This window comes from Edaphobacter sp. (assembly GCF_035532915.1).
Taxonomy (GTDB): Bacteria; Acidobacteriota; Terriglobia; order Terriglobales; family Acidobacteriaceae; genus Edaphobacter.
Genome location: NZ_DATKQC010000204.1, coordinates 1 through 3990, shown reverse-complemented (window position 1 = coordinate 3990; position 3990 = coordinate 1). Strand labels below are relative to the sequence as shown.

General features: G+C 58.8%; 3 protein-coding genes. 2 read left to right on the top strand and 1 reads right to left on the bottom strand.

The features are described from left to right. Positions 1-1246 (top strand): recombinase zinc beta ribbon domain-containing protein (locus VMU57_RS10010; protein WP_325382966.1); only part of this gene is annotated, 1246 nt, incomplete at its 5' end. Here the strand turns inward: VMU57_RS10010 and VMU57_RS10005 are convergent. Beyond that, on the bottom strand, positions 1152-1847 hold the full coding sequence (locus VMU57_RS10005) for a bifunctional DNA primase/polymerase (protein WP_325382964.1): 696 nt from the start codon (positions 1845-1847) through the stop codon (positions 1152-1154). The two genes, VMU57_RS10010 and VMU57_RS10005, sit on opposite strands and share 95 nt — an antisense overlap. Positions 1848-2559: 712 nt before the next feature. Between VMU57_RS10005 and VMU57_RS10000 the strand changes: the two genes are divergently transcribed. Beyond that, the gene (locus VMU57_RS10000) at positions 2560-3594 is read left to right on the top strand and encodes a tyrosine-type recombinase/integrase (protein WP_325382962.1); all 1035 of its coding nucleotides are present in this window, start codon (positions 2560-2562) and stop codon (positions 3592-3594) included. Positions 3595-3990 lie beyond the last annotated feature (396 nt).

Below are 3990 nucleotides of genomic sequence, written 5' to 3'. Positions count from 1 at the left end.
TCATCGCGTCAAGCGCACCCGCCGCGAGGAGTGGACGGTATTGCTTCGCGATCATCACGAGGGATACATTGATTGGGACGTATATGAGAACAACCGGAAGATGATCACACAGAACGAAAACGCAGCCAGCGCCTTTGTTCGTGGATCAGTTCGCTCAGGTAACGCTCTACTTGCAGGCCTGCTACGTTGCGGCCACTGCGGTGCGAAGTTACACGTTCAGTACCCGACGCCACATGCGATTCGCTATGCATGTTCCGGTTACCAGTTAAACGGTGAACGAACAAGTTGTGTACTCTTCGGCGGACTCCGCGCCGACCAGATGGTATCGGAACAACTACTGCAGTGTCTGTCTCCGTTGGTTATGGATGCAGCTATGGACGCGATAGACTTGCTAAGTAATGCCAACGATGAACGCATTCGTCAGAAGGCGTTGGCGGTCGAGCAAGCTTGCTATGAGGTGACCCGCGCACGGCGTCAGTACGACGTGGTCGATCCGGACAACCGCATGGTAGCAGCCGAACTCGAACGTCGCTGGAATCGCGCATTGGAAATAGAAGCTCAACTTGAAGAAGAACTCGCGATCTTGGAACAGAGTCGTGAGCATCCCCTCACCGTTCAGCAAAAGAGCGAACTTATGGATTTCGCAAGAGACTTACCGCGGTTGTGGAATGCACCGCAGAGCCCTCCAGAGCATAAGAAGCAGCTCCTGCGCATCGCCCTGAAGGAGATTATCGCAACCACACAGAACGACATGATTCGTCTGGTGCTGCACTGGCAAGGCGGCGATCATACGCAAATAGAATTTGCGAAGGTACGCACAGGCCACCACCGCTACGTAACCGAACCTGAAGTGGTAGAGATTGTCCGCAAGCTCGCGCGCGTGGAAACCGACGCCAGAATCGCGTCGATTCTAAATCGCAATCAGCAGCGCACGCCGCACGGAGAGAACTGGACAGAGAAGCGGATCTGCTCGCTACGCAATCGCTATTCGATCCCCGTGCATAAAGCCGGAGAGCTTGAGCAGCGCGGAGAAATTTTCGTAGGCCAGGCTGCGAGACTGCTGGGGCTTACGCAATCGTCAATCTTGCGCCTCATTCATACTGGGCTCTTGTGCGCAACACAGGTCTGCGCAAATGCTCCATGGATACTGCTCAAGTCGGAAGTGGAACGATACCGTACCGAAAGATCGAAAGGCAACACCCCACCGTCGGCAATTTCCACGAATTGGCTCTTTGAAAACAAATGACATACGAAGGAGTGCACCATGTCGAGTTCTCGAATGCAAGCTCACGCGGCCATTTGGGAACCGCCTCGACCTCGGCCCACGGATTGATGTAGAACCAACCGCGGCATGGCGGAATGGTGCAGCTGTCGTCTGGCCCCAACATTCTCAGGCCCGGCGCCAGCTTCTTCGCGGAGTCGCGCAGCACCAGGGGCTCGGGGTAACCGAAAAAGGCGCAGGCCATGTCCGCGCGCTGCGCCTGAAGCGTGAGGCATTCTTCTTGCCCGCTGAGGGCGGCAAATGCATGACTGCCTTGACGCCCGCTCAGTTCGAGGACGCACAGGGAAGAGGGCCCGTGGGCGAGGCGCCATTCGCAGGGCGCATACTCGGCCGACAACTCCTCCAGGCGAGACAGGTTACTGCTGGCCTCACCGATCAGCAGGTCAGGATTCCCCATAGGCTTTGCGAGCCGGCTGACGGGAAAGACATGCCAGCCGCGGCTGGCCGCCTGGCGCACGGCATCGGGCAGAGCTGACCGGCGGTTCCATTGATCGGAGGTGAAAGCTGCGGAAGGAGAGTTCTTGCGGCGGGCCACTTCGGAAAGGAATTCTTCGATTGATCTCATCGTGCTTGTTCTCCAAAACTAAAAAGCCCGCTGCTCGCAAGCCTTGTCGAAGGCGCGAACAACGGGCGGGTTGGGTTGTAAGTTGTCGTGGTTCAGTGGCGCGCAGAATCGCCACCACTCATCTGTTCCGCGCTGTCACGTCCATGTGACTGGACATCCTCCTTTCGAGAACGGACGTCAGCGACGCATTACGGATCGGTGTGCGTGGCCGGCGCGGGATCATCGGGCCCGGCGCGATCCGGACACGACAAAGACCTTCTGACTTGTTGACCGGAATGGAGTGAAGTCATTTGCTCCCCGAGCGGAGCAGCCACGCGCTGCCTTCGATGATTACGTCGGTCGGCGCGCCGGGCATTGCGAGACCTGCTGGAGGTGCGCACCTGCTGCGCGCGTTGTGTCCGCATGACATTCGATTACAAGCGGTGTCGCAAACCGGAGCTTGCAGGCGCAAAGGCCGTCGAAGCGGATCGCATCCGGTCGATTTTCCGCGGTCCGAAAGCGTTTGTGAGACCGCTTCCAAAGGCCGCGACGAATTCACCGGATGTGTCTCTCCCGGCACAGCACCCCGGCGTGCGCACGGCTGCCTGTACAGCAATCCAGGGATGATCGATTCAGGACGCGCATTCTGAGCCGATCGAAGTCTGCCGATGGCTTCGGATGGGCGGTGGGAAACATGCGAGTTGCTTCCGTGCGGGCTGCGGGGAGTGAAAGCGTGGATCTCTTTCTCAAGCCAAAATCACCCTTCTTCTGGTATGACTTCACAGTCCGCGGCGAGCGTTACCGCGGGTCCACCAAGGAGACCGACGAAACCAGGGCGGCCAAGGTCGCTGCTCTCAAACTCGCTGATGCCATCAAGGGCAGCGATCCGCTCGACCGGAAGCCGCCCACCCTGCGGGAATATTCGAAGGATTTTCTCGAGTGGGTGGACACCGGGCGTCTGGAGGCTGACACCCGCCGCTACTATCGCAACGGCTGGCGGCTGTTGGGGAAAAAGAAGCTCGCCGGCATGCGCCTGGACAAGGTCGGCAAAAAGGCCGTCGAGGCGCTGAAATTTTCCGGCGGGCCGTCGAACGGCAACAACGCACTGCGGACTCTGCGCCGCATGCTCAACAAGGCAAAGGAGGACAAATTGATCCGCGAGGTGCCCGATTTCGCGCTCTTCAAAGAAAGGGGACGCTCGCTGCGCCTCAACGAAGAGGCGGAAAGAAGGCTGCTGCCGGTAGCCGAGCAGCCGCTCAAGGACATCATCGTGGTGATGAGGGATACGGGCATGCGCAACGCCCGGGAACTCTATCGCATGCGGATCGAGAACATCGACTTCGATGCCCACGCGATCACGGTTCCCGACAGCAAAACTGAATCGGGCACCCGATGCGTTCCCTTAAGCGACCGGGTGAGTGAGATTCTCCGGTCGTGCTCGGCGGGGCGCACGGAGGGCTGGGTCTGGCAATCGCGCCGCAAGGGCAAGCACATTGGAGCGGCGATGGTGAACCGGCAGTGGGTGCGGGCAAGGCAAGCGGCAGATCTGCCGGCCTCGCTCGTGCTCTACTGCGCCCGTCATGACTATGGCAGCTTCGTGTTGAGCAAGACCGGCAACCTCAAGGTGGTGATGGACCTGATGGGCCAGCGCGACTATCGCTCCGCCCTGAAATACCAGCACCACGAGGTCGACGTGGCGCGCGACCTTCTGAATTCACGGCACACTTTACGGCACACCGCCGAAAACGATAACCAGGTAAACGCATGAATCTAAACAAGATGACCGCCAGAAAAGGGCTTTGAATATGCTGACTCTGGATCAGCATATCGGGGTTCGAATCCCTGGGGGGCAGCCAGATCTTCTGAAGAATTTGGCTGCCGTTTCTTACCCTGCAAATAGGCCTGAAATCTGGGCAGCTTTTTTCCAGTTGCAGTACACTCTCATCGTGGCCAGCATGGAATGCACCAAGCCATGTGGCGGGTGACAGTGGCACGATGGTCGGGAACGAAAGTATACGGCCAGGTCCAGCAACTGCACGCGGGCTGCGCGGATCACTTGCGAAGTTGAAGGCATTCCTGCGGTCCTTAAGCTTCAAGCACCGGGGAGTGCGCGCCACGCTCGCTCTGCTGTCGCCGTTCATTGCAGCTGCGTTCCAGCACGCTC